This window comes from Caballeronia sp. INDeC2 (assembly GCF_023631325.1).
Classification (GTDB): Bacteria; Pseudomonadota; Gammaproteobacteria; order Burkholderiales; family Burkholderiaceae; genus Caballeronia.
In genome coordinates, this window is the sequence record NZ_JALQDG010000030.1 from 54,776 (window position 1) to 71,497 (window position 16,722).

Here is a 16,722-nt window from a genome sequence, read left to right on the forward strand (position 1 = left end):
ACTTTCGATGAGACGGCGAACCATCGCGCGAGCATGTGCAAAACATCGCGCGAAAAACCGTGAATGGTAACAAAAGCACACGATTCGCCGCACGACGCCCGTCAAGGCACGACCGAAAGAAACAGGAAAGCCGCGAAGATCACGAGATGCACGACGCCTTGCAGGACCGTCGAGCGCCCCGTGCCGAGGGTGATGACGGACACGATCAGCGTGAGCGCCAGCATCACGATTTCCTTGGGCGCGAGCCCGAGCGATATCGGCTGGCCGATGAAGATCGACACCACCGCGACCGTAGGAATCGTCAGGCCGATGCTCGCGAGCGCCGAGCCGAGCGCGAGATTCAGGCTCGTCTGCAACCGGTTCAGGCGCGCGGCGCGCACGGCGGCCAGGCCTTCGGGCAGGAGCACGAGCGCGGCGATCACGACGCCGACCACGGCTTCGGGCGCGCCCGCCGCCGCGACGCCCGCCTCGACCGCCGGCGACAAAAGCTTCGCAAGCCCGACCACCGACACGAGCGACAACATCAGGAACCCGAGCGCAAGCCACGCCTCGCCGTTGCTCGGCGGCGGCGCGTGCGGCGCGTCGTCTTCGTCGTGCGCCCCGGCGACGACGGGCGGCGTGAAAGGCAGGAAGTAATCGCGATGACGAATCGTCTGCACGAACACGAACGTCACGTACAGCACGAGCGAGATCACGCCGACGAAAATCAGTTGCGATGTAGAAAGCGCCGGACCGACGACCGTGCTCGTGAAATTCGGCAGAACGAGCGTGAGCACGGACAGCGCGCAGAGAATCGCGAGCGCGGCGGCCGCGCCTTGCAACTGAAAGTCCTGCACGTGATGCCGCAAGCCGCCGATCAACAGACACAGGCCGACGATCGCGCCGCTGCAGATCATGATCGCGGCGAACACGGTGTCGCGAGGCAACCCGGCTTTTTCGGGACCGCCGGAGAGCATCACCGAGACGATCAGCGCGACTTCGATCACCGTGACCGCGATCGCGAGCACCAGCGTGCCGAACGGCTCGCCGACGCGATGCGCCACCACTTCCGCGTGATGCACGGCCGCGAACACGGCGAACGCGAGCGCGATGGCTGCGAGCACGATCAGCACCGTGCTCTGGATGAGCGCGGTGGCAGCCAGCACGACGAGCGCGAGAATCGGGGTAACGAGGGTCCAGTCCAGCTTGAATTTCATCGGCGCTCCGGGCGGATCGGGTGAATGGGATCGTCGGCTCATGCGATGTAATCGCAAGGTCTGCAAATCGCGCCGAATGAATCGGACCCGCTCGGGCGCCGCGCGTGCGGAGAGATTGCCGTGACAAAGGGCCGCAGACCATCGGCATGATAGCGAAAACGCGGCGGTGCGCGTTGGGCCGTGTGCGTGGGCGCGGGCGGGCGGCGACGCGTTCGTCGCGCTTTCGGCCGATGCCGGAGATGACGAAACGCTGAAGCGGTTCTAGACCCGCTTCAGCGTCGAGAGACGCGGCGCGACCTCCCTCACTCGCCGCCGCTTTCCCGGAAGTAGAGACGGCGCGGCAAACCCCACACGATGAGCATCGCGCCGAGCAGACACGCGAACGCGATCGCATAGAGGCCGGGCGTCGCGCTGCCTGTCATCGTTTTCACCTTGCCGACCATGTACGGGCTGATGATGCCGCCGAACTGCCCGACCGAATTGATGAGCGCGATGCCGCTCGCCGCCGCGATGCCGCTGAGAAAGCGCGTCGGCAGGATCCAGAACAGCCCGAGCGACGTGATGATGCCGGTCGCCGCGATCGTCAGGCCGATTACGAGCATCACGGTATCGCCCGGAAACAGGCCGCACAGCACATAGCCGATCGTGCCCGCGAGCGCGCAGGCGCCGAGATGCCAGCGCCGTTCGCCGGTGCGGTCCGAGTGCCTGCCGATCAGGATCATGCCGATGCCCGCGACCGCGTAAGGCAGCATCGAAATCAGGCCGATCTTGAACGGATCGCTCGTGCCCGCCGTCTTGACGAGCTGCGGCATCCAGAAGACGAGACCGTAGATGCCCATGGCCAGGAAGAGATAGATGAGCGCCATCACGAGCGTGACGGGCTCGCTGAACGCGGCCTTGAGCGAGTGCACTTCGCCGACTTTCGGATCGCGCGCGAGTTGCGCCTTGAGTGCGCGCTTTTCGTCGGCATGGAGCCATTTCGCGTGATCGACGTCGTCATCGACGAAAGCGAGCACGACGAAGCCGAGCAGCACCGACGGAATGCCTTCGAGCAGAAAGAGCCATTGCCAGCCGGGCATGCCGTTGAGACCGTCGCGGAACTTCATGATTGCGCCGGACAGCGGACTGCCGATGATTCCGCACAGCGCGATCGACGCCATGAAAAACGAATTGATGCGCCCGCGCCGCGACGACGGAAACCACTTCGTGAAGAAGTACAGCGCGCCCGGCACGAAGCCCGCTTCGAGCGCGCCGATCAGAAAGCGCAGCACGTAGAACCACGTCTCGGTGCGCACGAACATCATGCACGCCGACGCGATGCCCCACGTGATCATGATGCGCGCGATCCAGCGCTTCGCCCCGACGCGATGCAGGACGATATTGCTCGGCACCTCGAACAGAAAATAGCCGACGAAGAACACGCTCGCGCCGAAGCCGTACATGGCGTCGGAGAAACCGAGTTCGCTTTGCATCTGCAGCTTCGCGAAGCTGATGTTGATGCGATCGAGATACGAGAACACGAAGCACGCGACGAAAAGCGGCACGAAGCGCCAGAACACCTTGCGGTAGATCTGGGCGTCGTCCAGCGCGGCGTCGCGCGGGGCGGCGATGGAATCCACGTTGTCTCCTTTGGTTTTTATAGATGCGGCGCTGTCAGTAAGTGGCGCGTCCCCCGGACAAGTCGAACACCGCGCCCGTCGTGAACGAGTTCTCCGACGACGCCAGGAACGCGACCATCGCCGCGATCTCCTTTACTTCGACGAAGCGCCCGCGCGGAATCTTCGACAACATGTAGTCGATGTGCTCCTGCTTCATCTGCTCGAAAATCTTCGTGCGCGCGGCGGCCGGCGTCACGGCGTTCACCGCGATATCGAGTCCCGCCGTTTCCTTGCCGAGACTCTTCGTCAACGCGATCACGCCCGCCTTCGCCGCGCTGTATGCCGATGCGTTCGGATTGCCTTCCTTGCCCGCTATAGACGCGATATTGACGATGCGTCCGTAGCCGCGCGCGATCATCGTCCTGACGACCGCCTGATTGACGTGAAAGGCGGCGTTCAGATCGACGTCGATCACGCGCGACCATTCTTCCGGCGCGTAGTCGGCGACCGTCGCGTTCGCGCCCGCGATGCCCGCGCTGTGCACGAGGACATCGATGCTCCCGAAGCGATCGAGCGTGCGCGCAGTGGCTTTGGCGACGGCATCGCGATCGGTGAGATCGACCACCACGGTTTCGACTTCGCCCAGACGTGCGCGCGCATCGGACAACGCGCCTTCATCGCGATCCCACAGCGCGACGCGCGCGCCGCCTTCGAGCAGACGCTCCGCCACCGCGTAGCCGATGCCTTGCGCGCCGCCCGTCACCACGGCCACGCGATTCGTGAAGTCGTACCGGTTCATGCGTCGACCGTCCGTTGTCGTTGTTCGCCGAGCCCCTCGATGCCGAGGCGCATGATCTGCCCCGCGCGCAGATAGACCGCTTCGGGCTTCTGCCCCATGCCGACGCCGGGCGGCGTGCCCGTCGAGATGACATCGCCCGGTTGCAGGCTCATGAAGCGCGAAAGATAGGACACGATTTCGCCGACCTTGAAGATCATCGTGCTGGTGTTGCCGTTCTGATAGCGCTTGCCATCGACTTCGAGCCAGAGCGGCAGCTTGTGCGGATCGGGCACTTCGTCGGCGGTGACGAGCCACGGGCCGATCGGGCCGAACGTGTCGCAACCCTTGCCCTTGTCCCAGGTGCCGCCACGCTCGATCTGATACTCGCGCTCGGACACGTCGTTGATCACGCAATAACCGGCGACGTGGCTCATTGCATCGGCTTCATCGATGTACGCGCCGCCCTTGCCGATCACGACGCCAAGTTCCACTTCCCAGTCGGTCTTCTTCGAGCCGCGCGGAATGCGCACGTCGTCGTTCGGGCCGACGACCGCCGACAGCCACTTGTTGAACACGACCGGCTCGGAAGGCACGGGCAGGTTCGATTCCGCCGCGTGATCGGCATAGTTCAGCCCGATGCAGATGAACTTGCCGATGCGCCCGACGCACGGCCCGATGCGCTCGCCCGAAGGCACGGCCGGCAATGTCGACAGATCGAGCCTCGCGAGGCGCGCGAGCGATTCGGGCAGGAGCGAGTCGCCCGCAATATCGCCGACGACGCCGGACAAGTCGCGGATCGCGCCGCTGGAATCGAGAATGCCGGGCTTTTCCCGGCCGGGCGCGCCGTATCGGAGCAGCTTCATGAGTCGGTGTTTCCTTGACGGTTGGACAGAAACCCACAATGTAGAGAAGCCGTTCACGCTTGAATAATGAAAGCTGCTGCCGAGGGGATAACTTTCCGTTATCTTCTCGAAGTCCCCTAGCCGCTCTCAGCCATGCTGCCGAATGCCGATTCCATCGCCGCGCGCTTGCGGCTCAAGCAACTGCGCCTGCTCATCGCGCTCGACGATCACGGCTCGCTGCATCGCGCCGCCGACGAAATGGCGCTCACGCAGCCGGGCGCGACGAAGTCGCTGCGCGAGATCGAAGCCACGCTGGGCGCAACGCTCTTCACGCGTTCGCCGCAAGGCATCCAGCCCAACGAACTGGGCCGCTGCGTGATCCGCTATGCGCGGCTGATTCACATGGACGTCGCCCATTTGCGCGAGGAAATGGCAGGGATTCTTCAAGGCACGGGCGGTCGGCTCGCGATCGGCGCGATCACGGGCGCGGTGTCGGGCGTGCTCGTCGATGCCCTCGCGCGCCTGCGCGAGCGGCAGCCTCTGCTTACCGTCGAAGTGGTCGAAGACACGAGCGCACGGCTGCTGGCGCTGCTCGATCAGGGCCGACTGGATGTCGCGATCTGCCGCGCGAGCGTCGCGCGCCAGCCGGATCAATACCACTACGTCGAATTGCGCGATGAGCCGCTCGCGATCGTCGCGGGCGTCGCACATGCGCTCGTCGATGCGCCGCGTGTCGAACTGAGCGAACTCGCGTCCAGCCGATGGATCGTCTATCCGGCCATCATGCCGATCCGCAGCCTCTACGAGCGCGAGTTCAAGGAAGCAGGGCTGCCGCTGCCCTTGCATCCGATCGAGACAGCATCGACCATCACGACCGTCCTGTTGCTGCAACGCGACCCCACGCTTGTCGCGATGATGCCGCTCGACATGGCGAGCTTTCTCGCGGATCACGGACTGGCGAAGCGGCTTGCGATCGCCGTGCGTTCGCGCACCGAGCCGTACGGCGTCGTGACGAGGAAAGATGCGGCATTACCGGCGCCCGCGCGGCTCATCATCGAAGAACTGACGCGCGAAAAAAACGCGGACGGGTGATGTGCCGGTCCGCGACTTGACTCTGAACTGCCCTGCCGCTTACGACACGAGCTCGGCGTTCAGCGTGATCTTCGCGTTGCCCGCAAAGAGCTTCGACACCGGACAGCCTTCTTTCGCGGCCTGCGCGGCCTTGTCGAAGGCGGCTTTATCCGCGCCGGGAATCTTCGCCTTCAGATCGAGCTGGCACGCGGTGATCGTGAAGCCTTCGCCGTCTTTATCCAGCGTGACGGTCGATTTCGTTTCGAGGCTCTCGGCCTTCATGCCGGCCATCTCCAGTTGCAGCGAGAGCGCCATCGTGAAGCAGCCCGCATGCGCCGCGCCGATCAGTTCTTCCGGATTCGTGCCCGGACCTTCCTCGAAGCGCGATTTGAAGCCGTACGGCGCTTCGTTGAGCACGCCGGTTTGCGTCGAGATGAAACCCTTGCCGTCCTTGATGCCGCCGCTCCATTTTGCCGATGCTGTCTTTTGCACGAGAGTTCTCCTGTAGATGAAGTGGACCTGCGATGACGCACGATTGGCGAAGTGTTTTGGCACGCATGCGCCGTGCCCGGACAGGCACGCTTCCGGGCGCTTCACTCTGCATCGTAGCGGATCGCTCGAGCATGCGCAGAGAGCCTGCCAAGCGGCCTATGCCGTTCGGGTTATACCGATTCGTATGGTCAAAAACGATCGCTTCACTTAGCATCCTCTGACCCGCGGATCGACACGCCGCAACCAGGATAACGAGCACCACATCACATGGGTCCACCCACCGAACGCATTCCCGAAGACCGCACGCTTCCCGCTCACGTCGATGTCGTCATCGTCGGCGGCGGCATCATCGGCATCAGCACCGCGCGTGCGCTCGTCGAGAAAGGTCTGTCCGTCGCCGTGTGCGAGAAGGGATACATCGCCGGCGAGCAATCGAGCCGCAACTGGGGATGGTGTCGCGCGACGCATCGCGACTTGCGCGAGCTCGAGCTGAGTCTGGAGAGTCTCAAGCTCTGGCGGCGCATCGATGCCGAACTCGGCATCGACACGGGTTTTCGCCAATGCGGCATCCTCTACGCCGCCGACGATGCGAAAGCCCTCGCCGATCACGAAGCATGGCTCGCGCGCGCCGTGGCGCTTGTGGGCCGCGACGCGCTCGATTCGCGCATCGTCTCGCCGGAGCAAACCGGCACGTTGATGGCGGGCGCCGCGCGGCGCTTCGCAGGCGGCATCTACACACCGGGCGATGGCCGTGCCGAGCCGCAACGCGCCGTGCCCGTCATGGCCGCCGCGCTACGGGAACGCGGCGCGAAAGTGTTGACGTCCTGCGCCGTGCGCGGCATCGAAACGAGCGGCGGCGCGATCAGCGGCGTCGTAACCGAGTACGGACGCATCGGCTGCGCGAGCGTGGTCGTCGCGGGCGGCGCATGGACGCGATATTTCGCCGGCAGCATCGGCGTGGATGTGCCGCAACTCATGGTGCGGTCATCGGTAATGCGCACGTCGCCGCTGGAAGGCGGCCCCGACGTGAGCGCGTGCAATCACGAAATGGGCTACCGAAAGCGTCTCGACGGCGGCTATACCATCGCCAATGCCTTTCACAGCTATCACGACATCACGCCGGACAGTTTTCGCCTGTTCGCCAGGTTTTTGCCCGCGTTGAAGAGTCAGTTCGGCTCGATCAAGCTGTCGCTGAATGCGCGCTTTTTCGAGGAACTGCGCCGGCCGCGCCGCTGGCCGCTCGATCGGCCGACCGTCTTCGAGACTCAGCGCACGCTCGATCCCGCACCCGTCGAGTCTTTCAACGAAGCCGCGGTCACGGAGTTCCGCAAGGTGTTTCCGGCGCTTGCCGGACTGCGCATCGAACAGGCGTGGGCCGGTTATATCGACGTGACGCCCGATGCCGTGCCGGTCGTCTCGTCGGTCGATGACCGGCACGGCCTCTTCATCGCGACGGGTTTCTCGGGGCACGGCTTCGGCATCGGGCCGGCCGCGGGCAGGCTGGTGGCGGACCTCGTCGCGAACGATGCACCGCTCGTCGATCCGCGCGCGTTTCGCCTGTCACGATTCTTCGACGGCAGCAAGGTCGAGATCGACGGCGGCTTCTGATACGGCGCGCCTGCGCGCGCCGGCCGTCGGCACGCGCTAACATACCGGTTTTGCGGACATCGCCCTCGGGTGACGTCCGCCCGGTTCGGTCAAACGGCGCACGCGCGCCGTTCGCTTTTGAGGCTTACATGGCATCCACGTCTGTGCTTTATATCGACGTCTGGTCGGACTTCGTGTGTCCGTTCTGCTATCTCGAGACGCCCGTGCTCGATCAGTTCCGCAACGCATACGGCGATGCGGTCGAGATCCGCTGGCATGCGTTCGAGTTGCGCCCCGAACCCGCGCCGCTGGCCGATCCCAACAGCGACAAGATCGTCGACGCCTGGGAAAACTCGGTCCGTCCGCTCGCGGAAGAGCGCGGCGTGACGATGCGCATGCCGCCGGTCGCCCCGCGCAGCCGCAAGGCCTTCGAGACGGCCATGTTCGCGCGTGAATCCGGCCGTTTCGATCTCGTGCATCGTGCGATCTTCAAGGCGTATTTCGAGGAAGGCATCGACATCGGCGATACGGACGCGTTGCTCGATATCGCGTCGACTTGCGGCGTCGATCCTGAGATGCTCGAAGAAGCACTCGATGACGGCACGTACACCGATCTCGTCATCGAAGACGAAGAGTTCGCGAAGAAGCTGGGCGTGACCGGCGTGCCGTTCGCGGTGCTGTCACGCGAGGCCGCGCCCGGTCAGGAAGCGCCGCCGCCGATCGCGCTGCGCGGGGCCGCGCCGATACAGCATTTCGAGGCGGCCGTCGAGCGGCTCTTTCCGGACGGCTTTCCAGGCGTCTGATCGGCTTTCGCAAGCACGGCTTGGAGCGAGCCTAGCCGTGCTCGGCCATGAACGATTTCAACGCGATGCGCTGCGCCGGTTCGAGCGATTCGAACTCGAGCCCATAGGCCGCACTGCCGTCGACCGGGTCGGCCGTGCCGACATGGCGCACGATCGCGATAGTGCCGATCTTCACGTCGACGCCGTCGGTCTTGAACTGAAACGAGAGTTGCAGACGGTCGCCCACGCTCGCGGCCGGATTCGCGACGGTCAGCGACATCCCGTAAGGGCTGATGTCGCTGACGCGGCCCAGTTGCCGCGCGGTCTGCGACTCGCCATCGGCTGCGAAATGCGCCGCGAGGCGCGTCGGCATGCGCGCGAATTTGCGCGTGCGCAATCTGCGGATCGCGCCCGGCGCGGACAACACCGCGTAGTTGAACGGCTCGCGGCAGGTGGCATCGACGGTACAGGCGAAGCGGAACACGCCCCGCCCCGTGAGCGCGACCAGATCGACCTGCTCCCCGAGTGTCAGATCGAGCGGATCGAATCCGGCCATCAATGGTTGCGTCACGAAAAGCGAACGCTCGCCATTGCGACGTGGCGTCGAGAAACCGATCACGCGGCTCGCGTACATCGCGGAACCCGTGCCGCCGGTGCCGCGTAGGCCGACCCGGGCGCCGATGGTGAGACCAATGTCCTCGAGCGCCAGCGGTCCGTCCTTGACGGCGTCTTCTTCCGGCACGTTCGGCGCCGCTTCCCGGAACGCACGGTGCGGCTCGAAGTGCCGGAACATGAATTCGAGCGATCGTTCGTCGGGCACGATGGCGCCCGCGTCGAAGAGCAACGCGCCATCGGCGGCGACAATCGGCCATTCGAGCTGAACGTTGAGCGTAATCTCGGAAGCTCGGAGGCGAACCAGTGCCTGGCGCGCATCCACGGCGGTTTCTTCGGTCATCTTATCGGACGATTCTTAAGTATTTCCCGCAATCGTCGTGCTTGCCGAGTGTGCCGTCAAGTGCTACTTGGCAACTTTTACGTTCGCGCACCGTTTTTTGTTTCGCGAACTGGAGTTCCTACCGGACGGTTGTCCTCGTGGGTTTATGCGCATAAAAGTTTTTCACGCGATAACGCTTTCAGCGAATCGCCGCGCCAGACTCGGCCGGGTGAGAGAACGGCTGCGACTGCGAACTGGTCACGCTTTCGATGGCGGCCAATACTTGCGGCACATCGGGCGGCGCGCCCTCTTCGCCGACCGAAACCGAACGTCCCGGATCGTTCACGCCGAAATGCTCGCGCGAGGTCGCGGCGAACAACATGACTGTACGGCGCTGCAGCGCATGCGCGAGATGAACGAGTCCGGTATCCGTGCCGACAACGAGTTCCGACGCCTGAATCCAGTGCGCGCATTCCACGACGGAGAGCTTCGGCAAAACGACGGCACCCGGCACGAGCGACGCGATAGCTTGCGCTTCGCCCTGCTCGCGTTCCGTGCCCCACGGCAGCGCGATCGAGTAGCCGCGAGCGGCGAGCCAGCGGCCAACCTCGGCCCAATGCTCTTTCGGCCACTTCTTCACATCCGCCGACGTCGCATGAAACAGCATCGCGATACGTGCGTCGCGCGGAATATTCAGATCGCGTGTGGGAGCCGGGAGGCGGATGTTGTAGTCCGGCGTGTCGTCGAGCCGATAGCCGAGCGCGTCGGCGACGCTCACGCGCATGCCGCGCCACGCATCGGTCAGCGGACGCGGACCGAAGCGCGCGTTGTACGCAAAGGCCGCGCCGCGCTCGCCGAGATCCTGATTCAGGTAGCCGTAACGCCGCCTTCCGCGCGCAATGAACGCGATGATCGCGCTCTTGTAGACGCCGTGAATATCGACGATTACGTCGTATTTCTCTGCCCGAAGCTCGCCGATCGACGCGGCGATGTCCCTGAGATCGTTCCAGCTGCGTGCCTTCTTGAACTTGCGCAGCGGCGCGCTCAGCACGCGATCGACGCCCGGATTCCAGCGGACGATATCGGCGAAGGCGGCGTCCGCGGCCCAGTCGATTTTGGCGGACGGAAATGCGCGCCGCAGATCGGCAACGACGGGTAGCGTCTCGACGATATCGCCGAGCGACGTGACTTTGACGATCAGAATTCGCTTCATGGACGGTACGGAATGCTCCGGTGCGAGTGTAGGCCCAGGGGCGCGCTGGGCCAGTCCCGGAAAAGCAGCGATTCTAATAAATTTGAGACAAACGCACTGTCAGTGTTTGTAAGCGCAGTGCGCAAGCGCGCGCGACGATCGTTCCAGAATAGGTCAATTCGGCAAGATCGGTTACCGCGCGCGATGCGTTCAGAGCGAGCGCGCCGAGAACGTGTCGCACTGGCCGACATCGCCCGACGACATGCCGCGCCGCAGCCAGCGCTGGCGCTGCGCGCTCGTGCCGTGGGTGAACGCCTCGGGCACGACACGCCCTTGCGACTGCTGCTGCAGACGGTCATCGCCGATCGCGGCCGCCGCGTTGAGCCCTTGCTCGAAGTCGCCCGGTTCGATCAGCTTCGCGTTGTCGCGTTGTGCGACGGCAGCCCACACGCCCGCGAAACAGTCCGCCTGCAACTCGACGCGCACCGACAACGCATTCGCCTGTTCACGCGTCATCCGCGAGCGCGCCTGATCGACCTTGTCCATGATGCCGAGCACGTTCTGCACGTGATGCCCGACCTCATGCGCGATTACGTAAGCCTGGGCGAAGTCGCCGCCCGCGCCGAAGCGGTCGCGCAACTCGCGATAGAACGAAAGATCGATATACACCTTGCGGTCGCCGGGACAATAGAACGGGCCCATTGCCGCCTGACCCGTTCCGCACGCGGTCTGCGTGGCACCCGAGAACATCACGAGCCGCGGCGCCGGATAGTCCTGATTGAACTGCGCCCGGAAGATGTGCTGCCACGTCTGTTCCGTGTTGCCGAGCACGCGGCGCACGAACACGGCGCCGGGATCGTTGGCGGGCTGCGCGTTGCGCGGCGCGGCCTGCTGTTGCGGCGCGTTGCCCTGCAATACCTGCGCGCCGTTGATGATCGTCATCGGATTGATGCCGAAGAAGTAAGACGCCGCGAGCGCCACGATGATCGTCCCGATACCGAGCGACCCGCCGCCGACACGGAAGCCGCCCCCGCCGCGCCGGTCTTCCACGTTCTGACTTTCTGGCTGGTCATCGAGGCGCATGATGGTTCTCCTTCTACGCGCGAGGTGCGCGTTGTTCAAAAGCGACTATGGTACCCGCGCGCCTCGCACGTCTCGTGCCATTCCAACGTAAAAGTTCTTTCTCCGCGCTTCCTCGCGGCACATGCAAACAGTGCGGTCGATTGTCGCGAAAGCGCGTGTGCGCTCTTGCCGCACTGCACTATTCCGTCATCTCCAAATAGCCGATGAATCAAGCCCGTAGCGCCGTCAAACCCTTGACAGTGCGGCATTTGCGCGCAATGCGAATTCACTGACGCAGCGCAACACTTTCTCGAAATAGCGCTAAGCTCCGGCCCGTCACACGTCTGAATTTCCAAGGCACACGTCATCATGCATGCGACTCCCGAAGCACTCGATCTGGCGCGGATCCAGTTCGCGTTCACCGTCTCGTTTCACATCGTCTTTCCTGCGCTTTCCATCGGGCTCGCGAGCTTCATCGCGGTGCTCGAAGGCGCATGGCTCAAAACCGGCAAACCGGTCTACAAGGAGCTGTGTCTTTTCTGGTCGAAGGTCTTCGCTGTCGCGTTCGGCATGGGCGTCGTGTCGGGCGTCGTCATGGCGTACGAATTCGGCACCAACTGGGGTGGCTTTTCGAGCTTCGCCGGTCCCATCACCGGGCCGCTGCTCACGTACGAAGTGATGACCGCGTTCTTCCTCGAAGCGGGCTTCCTCGGCATCATGCTGTTCGGCTGGAACAAGGTCGGGCCGAAAGCGCACTTCGGCGCGACGCTGATGGTCGCCATCGGCACGATCATCTCGACGTTCTGGATTCTTGCCTCCAATAGCTGGATGCAGACGCCGCAGGGCTTTCGCATCGAAGGCGATCATGTCGTGCCGGTGGACTGGTGGGCGATCATCTTCAATCCGTCGTTTCCGTACCGGCTCGCGCATATGGCGATTGCGGCGTTCATCGTCGCGGCGCTCGTCGTCGCCGCGACCGGCGCGTGGCATCTGCTCAAAGGCCGGCGCGATCCGGCCATCAAGAAGATGTTTTCGATGTCGCTCTGGCTGCTGCTCGCATTGACGCCGATCCAGGCGCTCGTCGGCGACGCGCACGGCCTGAACACGCGCGAACATCAACCGGCGAAGATCGCGGCGATCGAAGGCATCTGGGACACGGAGAAAGGCGGCACTGCGCTCAATCTCTTCGGCATACCCGACATGGAAGCCGAAACCACGAAATACGCCGTATCGATTCCGCATCTCGGCAGCCTGATCCTCACGCATAGCTGGGACGGCGAGATCCGCGGCCTGAAGGAATTTCCCAAGCAGGATCGCCCTAACTCGACGCTCGTTTTTTGGAGCTTTCGCGTGATGGCGGGCCTCGGCGTACTGATGATCGTGATGTCGATCGCCGCGTGGTGGCTGCATCGCACGCGCAGGCTCTTCGATGCGCGCTGGTTCCATCGCTTTGCACTGGCGATGGGCCCGAGCGGATTCATCACGCTGCTCGCGGGCTGGGTCACGACAGAAGCCGGACGCCAGCCGTGGGTCGTGTACGGCGTGATGCGCACGGCCGACGCCGTGTCGCCCGTCACCGCGCAGCAAGTCGGCGTGTCGCTGCTCGCGTTCGTCATTGTCTACACGATCGTGTTCGGCACCGGCATCTACTACCTGCTTAAGCTGCTGCGTCACGGTCCCGCGCTGCCGGGCTCGCACACGCCGGCCTCCGACGGCAGCGCGCGACGACCGCTCAGCCTTCCGCAACAGTCCATCGAAGGAGCATAAAAAATGGACCTCACACTCGCCTGGGCCGGGATCATCGCGTTCGGCCTGTTCCTCTACGTGGTGCTCGACGGCTTCGATCTCGGCATCGGTATTCTCTTTCCGTTCTTTCCCGGCCAGCACGACCGCGACGTGATGATGAACACCGTCGCGCCCGTCTGGGACGGCAACGAGACGTGGCTCGTGCTCGGCGGCGCGGGCCTCTTCGCCGCCTTCCCGATGGTCTACTCGACCGTGCTGTCCGCGCTCTATCTGCCGCTCGTGCTGATGCTCGTGTGCCTGATCTTCCGCGGCGTGTCGTTCGAGATCCGCGCGAAGGCGCAGCGCACGAAGCCGATGTGGGATCTCGCGTTCATCGGCGGATCGGCGGGCGCGACGTTCTTTCAGGGGGTGGCGCTCGGCGCGTTCCTCGGCGGCATTCCCGTCGCCGACGGCCGTTTCGCCGGCGAACCTTTCGGCTGGTTCTCGCCCTTCGCGATCTTCACGGGCGGCGCGCTCGTCGTCACGTATGCGCTGCTCGGCGCGTGCTGGCTGATCGCGAAAACCGAAGGCGATCTGCAGCGGCGGATGTATCGCGTGGTGTGGCCGCTGACGCTCCTGCAGCTCGCGACGATCGCGGTGGTGAGCATCTGGACGCCGCTGCAGGATGCGGGCATCGCGTCGCGCTGGTTCGATTCGCCGCTGTTCTATCGCCTGTTGCCGGTGCCGGTGCTCGTCGCGGCGTGCGCATGGGCGATGCGCCGCTCGATTCAGTCGCGCCACGAGAAGCGTCCGTTCGCGATGGCGCTCGGCTTCGTGCTTCTCGGCTACGCGGGACTCGTCGCGAGCATTTCACCGCACGAGATTTTTCCGGGCGTGTCGATCTGGGATGCGGCCGCGCCCCGTTCGAGCCAGCTTTTCACGATCGTCGGCGCGGCGGTGATTTTGCCTGTGATCGTCGCTTATACGACGTTCGGTTACTGGGTCTTCAGAGGAAAGGTGCGTCATGGCGAACATCAATACCACTGAGCGCGCGCGGAAGGTTTTCTGGTTCGTCGCGCTGTGGATGGCGGGCGTCGGCGGCACGATGCTGCTCGCGCTGCCGTTCAAGCTGCTGATTCGGGCGGGCGCCGCGATTCATTGACGCGCGACGCCCGCGCGCTCAGAACCACGCCGCCGCAAGCAACCCGCTCACGATCCCGAACACCACGACCGCGGCCGCCACGAACGCCAGCACGCGCGGCGGAAACGACCGCGCGAGCATCGCGAGCGACGGCACGCTGACGGGCGGCAGCGTCATCAGAAGCGCGCCTGCCGGGCCCGTCGCCATGCCGAGCGACAGCATCGCCTGAATGATGGGCACTTCACCCGCGGTCGGAATCACGAAGAGCGTGCCCGCGACGGCAAACACGACGATCCACAGCATGCCGTTGCCGATATCCGGCCCGATGTGCGGAAAGAGCCACGCGCGCGCCGCGCCGAGCAGCAGCACGAGCACGATGTACTCCGGCACGAGCCGCAAGGTCATGCGGCCGAGGATCTTGAGCCAGCGGGAGAACGCGGTGCCGGGCTCGTCTTCTTCGATCAGCTTCGCGAGCGTCTGACGCGACGCCGCCGCCTGCGCGGGCGTCACCATGCGGTTCACCGCGTAGCCCAGGCCGAACACCATCGGCACGCCGAGCACGAGGCGCAAACCGGTCCATTGCCAGCCGAGTACGAAGCCCATGAACACCAGCGCTGCCGGATTGAGCACCGTATTGCCGAGCCAGAACGCGACCGCCGCGCCCGGCGCCGCCTCGCGCGCCCGCAAGCCCGCGACGACCGGTGCCGCGCAGCATGTGCACATCATGCCCGGCAAGGACATCAGGCCGCCGTTCACGACGCTGCCGAAGTTGTGCTCGCCGAGCGCGCGGGCGACCCAGCGCGGCGGAATCAGCGCCTGCACCGCGGAGCCGAGCAAGAGGCCGAGCACCATCGCCTGCCAGATCGCTTTGCCGTAGGCCATCGCGTAGTCGAGCGCAGCTTGCCACGAAGGCTCGGGCGCGCTGGCGGCCGTGCCCATCAGAATGGACTTGCCGATCGAATGCTGGCTCGCCGCGACGAACGCGCGGTTGTAGTACGGAAACCATTTCACGTAGAAGAGGCCAACGACGGCGATCAGCAGGAACACCATCCAGCCGAGGGCGACGCGCGGTTGTCGGAGCGTGGTCATAAGTTTTTTCTTTCGAGTGGTGAATATCGGCTAGCCGAGCGCGGGCATCGTCTCGGCAAGCTGTGCGAGCAGCGCTTTGGCCTGATCGATGCTGTCTGCGTCGTTCGGACGGAACAGCACGTGCGCCGCGTGCGGCAATTCAGTATAGAGCGCCTGGTTGCTGCGCCGGTAGGCGGGATCGTAATGGCGGTCGATCAGCTCGGCGAAGAGCGAGGCACGTGCGTTCTCGTCGATCAGCCGATGCCAGTGCGCCACGCGCTCGCGGCTATGCAGCGCGACGAGCTTCGTCAACTGCGCCTTGAAGAACGCGGGGTCGTCGAAGAGATGCCCGTAGTCCTGCAACAGAAACGCGATGCGGTCGTCGCGGCGCGCCTCCACCTGCACGCACGACGCGATATGCAGATTGTCGAGCACGGCATCGGGCATCGAAATCGAGCCGATGCGCCGCCCTTCCGCCTCGACGAACACCGGTTTGGCCGGATCGAAACCCGAAAGCGCGTGCACGAGCGCCGAATCGAACGCTTTTTGCGACGGCTGCGGGTGCCCCGGCAGCGCGCCGAGCAGCGATCCGCGATGCGCCGCGAGCGCTTCCAGATCGAGCGTCTGCGCGCCCGCGGCGTCGAGCGCCTTCAGGAGCCGCGTCTTGCCGCTGCCGGTATGCCCGATCAGCGCGATGAAGCGAAAACGCCCGGGCAGCGTGCCGAGCCGGGCGATCACGTCGCGCCGGTAGCTTTTGTAGCCGCCTTCGAGTTGCCGCGCCTGCCAGCCGATCATGTTGAGCCACGTCGTCATCGCGCCCGAGCGTTTCCCGCCGCGCCAGCAATAGACGAGCGGCCGCCAGTTGCGCGGCTTGCCGGCGAAGATCGTGTCGAGATGCATCGCGATATTGCGCGCGACCATCGCCGCGCCGACGCGCGTCGCCTCGAACGGCGACACCTGCTTGTACATCGTCCCGACGATCACGCGCTCCTCGTTGCTGAGGACGGGCGCGTTGATCGCGCCGGGGATGCGGTCCTCGGCGAATTCGAGCGGCGTGCGGACATCGACGATTTCTTCGAAATCGCTCAGACGCTCAATGGGGACGAGGAGGTTTTTCACGGGCTGGGGGCGGGGCTTTGGCTGAATCGAGCGAAAAATTATCGCACGCAGGCGCGTTTCGGCCCGGCGGCGCATTTTTGAGCGCGGCGGCGCGGCGCGCGCGAAGCGGCTAAAGTGCATCAAATCGATCCATCC

General features: G+C 64.7%; 16 protein-coding genes. 6 read left to right on the forward strand and 10 right to left on the reverse strand.

What is annotated here, in order from left to right; all coding sequences use genetic code 11:
- Nucleotides 1–101 precede the first annotated feature (101 nt).
- The 4 genes from NCS28_RS18700 to NCS28_RS18715 form a co-directional block, all read right to left on the reverse strand.
- Nucleotides 102–1,196 carry a calcium:cation antiporter gene (locus tag NCS28_RS18700; RefSeq protein WP_250515250.1) on the reverse strand — a complete coding sequence of 365 codons (1,095 nt, stop codon included), beginning with the start codon at nucleotides 1,194–1,196 and terminating at the stop codon, nucleotides 102–104.
- A 302-nt stretch (nucleotides 1,197–1,498) separates the two neighbouring features.
- On the reverse strand, nucleotides 1,499–2,815 hold the full coding sequence (locus NCS28_RS18705; RefSeq protein ID WP_250515251.1) for an MFS transporter: 1,317 nt from the start codon (nucleotides 2,813–2,815) through the stop codon (nucleotides 1,499–1,501).
- Between the two features lie 34 nt (nucleotides 2,816–2,849).
- Nucleotides 2,850–3,593, reverse strand: a complete 744-nt coding sequence (locus NCS28_RS18710; protein ID WP_250515252.1) for an SDR family NAD(P)-dependent oxidoreductase — start codon at nucleotides 3,591–3,593, stop codon at nucleotides 2,850–2,852.
- Nucleotides 3,590–4,435 (reverse strand): fumarylacetoacetate hydrolase family protein, encoded by an 846-nt coding sequence (locus NCS28_RS18715; RefSeq protein ID WP_250515253.1) that lies wholly within the window; start codon nucleotides 4,433–4,435, stop codon nucleotides 3,590–3,592. The genes NCS28_RS18710 and NCS28_RS18715 overlap by 4 nt, the downstream gene beginning before the upstream one ends.
- Nucleotides 4,436–4,567: 132 nt before the next feature.
- Between NCS28_RS18715 and NCS28_RS18720 the strand changes: the two genes are divergently transcribed.
- The gene (locus NCS28_RS18720; protein WP_250515254.1) at nucleotides 4,568–5,506 is read left to right on the forward strand and encodes a LysR family transcriptional regulator; all 939 of its coding nucleotides are present in this window, start codon (nucleotides 4,568–4,570) and stop codon (nucleotides 5,504–5,506) included.
- A gap of 39 nt (nucleotides 5,507–5,545) precedes the next feature.
- Here NCS28_RS18720 and NCS28_RS18725 read toward each other — a convergent pair whose 3' ends face one another.
- Nucleotides 5,546–5,977 carry an OsmC family protein gene (locus NCS28_RS18725; protein WP_062255086.1) on the reverse strand — a complete coding sequence of 144 codons (432 nt, stop codon included), beginning with the start codon at nucleotides 5,975–5,977 and terminating at the stop codon, nucleotides 5,546–5,548.
- A gap of 267 nt (nucleotides 5,978–6,244) precedes the next feature.
- Here NCS28_RS18725 and NCS28_RS18730 point away from each other — a divergent pair, with 267 nt between their 5' ends.
- Nucleotides 6,245–7,585 carry an NAD(P)/FAD-dependent oxidoreductase gene (locus NCS28_RS18730; RefSeq protein ID WP_250515255.1) on the forward strand — a complete coding sequence of 447 codons (1,341 nt, stop codon included), beginning with the start codon at nucleotides 6,245–6,247 and terminating at the stop codon, nucleotides 7,583–7,585.
- A gap of 128 nt (nucleotides 7,586–7,713) precedes the next feature.
- A complete protein-coding gene (locus tag NCS28_RS18735; protein WP_250515256.1) occupies nucleotides 7,714–8,367 on the forward strand; it encodes a DsbA family oxidoreductase in 654 nt (217 codons plus the stop codon).
- Between the two features lie 31 nt (nucleotides 8,368–8,398).
- On the opposite strand, the gene NCS28_RS18740 is transcribed toward NCS28_RS18735, so the two are convergent.
- The 3 genes from NCS28_RS18740 to ypfJ all read right to left on the reverse strand — a co-directional run bounded on the left by NCS28_RS18740 (nucleotide 8,399) and on the right by ypfJ (nucleotide 11,555).
- The gene (locus NCS28_RS18740; protein WP_250515257.1) at nucleotides 8,399–9,301 is read right to left on the reverse strand and encodes a flagellar brake protein; all 903 of its coding nucleotides are present in this window, start codon (nucleotides 9,299–9,301) and stop codon (nucleotides 8,399–8,401) included.
- Between the two features lie 178 nt (nucleotides 9,302–9,479).
- Nucleotides 9,480–10,493, reverse strand: coding sequence for a lipopolysaccharide heptosyltransferase I (waaC, locus tag NCS28_RS18745; protein ID WP_250515258.1), 1,014 nt, complete (start codon nucleotides 10,491–10,493; stop codon nucleotides 9,480–9,482).
- Nucleotides 10,494–10,682: 189 nt separating this feature from the next.
- Nucleotides 10,683–11,555 (reverse strand): KPN_02809 family neutral zinc metallopeptidase, encoded by an 873-nt coding sequence (gene ypfJ / locus NCS28_RS18750; RefSeq protein ID WP_250515259.1) that lies wholly within the window; start codon nucleotides 11,553–11,555, stop codon nucleotides 10,683–10,685.
- A 348-nt stretch (nucleotides 11,556–11,903) separates the two neighbouring features.
- Here ypfJ and NCS28_RS18755 point away from each other — a divergent pair, with 348 nt between their 5' ends.
- Genes NCS28_RS18755 through NCS28_RS18765 form a run of 3 tightly spaced genes read left to right on the forward strand, consistent with a single transcriptional unit; the run spans nucleotide 11,904 to nucleotide 14,421 of the window.
- Nucleotides 11,904–13,301, forward strand: a complete 1,398-nt coding sequence (locus NCS28_RS18755; RefSeq protein WP_250515260.1) for a cytochrome ubiquinol oxidase subunit I — start codon at nucleotides 11,904–11,906, stop codon at nucleotides 13,299–13,301.
- A gap of 3 nt (nucleotides 13,302–13,304) precedes the next feature.
- Complete coding sequence (cydB, locus tag NCS28_RS18760; protein WP_250515261.1) at nucleotides 13,305–14,306, forward strand: cytochrome d ubiquinol oxidase subunit II; 1,002 nt, start codon at nucleotides 13,305–13,307, stop codon at nucleotides 14,304–14,306.
- Entirely contained in the window at nucleotides 14,284–14,421 is a 138-nt protein-coding gene (locus NCS28_RS18765) for a hypothetical protein (protein WP_250515262.1), read from the forward strand. Before cydB ends, NCS28_RS18765 begins: the two co-directional genes overlap by 23 nt.
- Nucleotides 14,422–14,439: 18 nt before the next feature.
- Here the strand turns inward: NCS28_RS18765 and NCS28_RS18770 are convergent, their stop codons facing one another.
- A complete protein-coding gene (locus NCS28_RS18770; protein WP_250515263.1) occupies nucleotides 14,440–15,489 on the reverse strand; it encodes a permease in 1,050 nt (349 codons plus the stop codon).
- A gap of 30 nt (nucleotides 15,490–15,519) precedes the next feature.
- Nucleotides 15,520–16,587: a tRNA 2-selenouridine(34) synthase MnmH gene (gene mnmH / locus NCS28_RS18775; RefSeq protein WP_250515264.1), complete on the reverse strand. Its 1,068-nt coding sequence runs from the start codon at nucleotides 16,585–16,587 to the stop codon at nucleotides 15,520–15,522.
- Nucleotides 16,588–16,722 lie beyond the last annotated feature (135 nt).